A 1320-nucleotide genomic window follows, 5' to 3' on the forward strand; every position below is an offset into this window, starting at 1 on the left:
TAGGCTGTGATGGGGAGGGAAAATTATAGTACCGAAGGTCTTGATTTCAGGCTGTCAAGAAAAGCCTCTAGCCAGGGAGAAGGTGCCCGTACCGCAAACCGACACAGGTAGGCGAGATGAGTATTCTAAGGCGCGCGGAAGAACTCTCGTTAAGGAACTCGGCAAAATGACCCCGTAACTTCGGGAGAAGGGGTGCCTCGGTAGGGTGAATAGCCCGAGGGGGCCGCAGTGAAAAGGCCCAAGCGACTGTTTAGCAAAAACACAGGTCTGTGCGAAGCCGCAAGGCGAAGTATACGGGCTGACGCCTGCCCGGTGCTGGAAGGTTAAGGGGAGTGGTTAGCCGCAAGGCGAAGCTATGAACCGAAGCCCCAGTAAACGGCGGCCGTAACTATAACGGTCCTAAGGTAGCGAAATTCCTTGTCAGGTAAATTCTGACCCGCACGAATGGCGTAACGACTTGGGCGCTGTCTCAACGAGAGATCCGGTGAAATTTTAATACCTGTGAAGATGCAGGTTACCCGCGACAAGACGGAAAGACCCCATGGAGCTTTACTACAGCTTGATATTGGACTTTGGTACGGACTGTACAGGATAGGTGGGAGCCTGAGAAGCCTGAGCGCCAGCTTAGGTGGAGGCACCGTTGGGATACCACCCTGTTCGTATCGGAGTTCTAACCTAGGACCGTGATCCGGTTCGGGGACAGTGTCAGGTGGGTAGTTTGACTGGGGCGGTCGCCTCCTAAAGAGTAACGGAGGCGCCCCAAGGTTCCCTCAGAATGGTTGGAAATCATTCGAAGAGTGCAAAGGCATAAGGGAGCTTGACTGCGAGACCTACAAGTCGAGCAGGGACGAAAGTCGGGCTTAGTGATCCGGTGGTACCGCATGGAAGGGCCATCGCTCAACGGATAAAAGCTACCCTGGGGATAACAGGCTTATCTCCCCCAAGAGTCCACATCGACGGGGAGGTTTGGCACCTCGATGTCGGCTCATCGCATCCTGGGGCTGAAGTAGGTCCCAAGGGTTGGGCTGTTCGCCCATTAAAGCGGTACGCGAGCTGGGTTCAGAACGTCGTGAGACAGTTCGGTCCCTATCTGTCGCGGGCGTAGGAAATTTGAGAGGAGCTGTCCTTAGTACGAGAGGACCGGGATGGACGTACCGCTGGTGTACCAGTTGTCTCGCCAGAGGCATAGCTGGGTAGCCAAGTACGGAAGGGATAAGCGCTGAAAGCATCTAAGCGCGAAGCCCCCCTCAAGATGAGATTTCCCAATTAGTAAGACCCCTTGAAGACGACGAGGTTGATAGGTTCGGGGTGGAAGCACAG

General features: G+C 54.9%; 1 rRNA gene (cut by a window edge). It reads left to right on the top strand.

Features of this window, described 5'->3' with window-relative positions:
- Window positions 1–1320 (top strand): 23S ribosomal RNA (locus IFO66_RS23560); its annotated part reaches 1259 nt to the left of the window's first position; the annotation flags it as partial.

This window comes from Paenibacillus arenosi, assembly GCF_014841135.1.
Lineage (GTDB): Bacteria > Bacillota > Bacilli > Paenibacillales > Paenibacillaceae > Paenibacillus_B > Paenibacillus_B arenosi.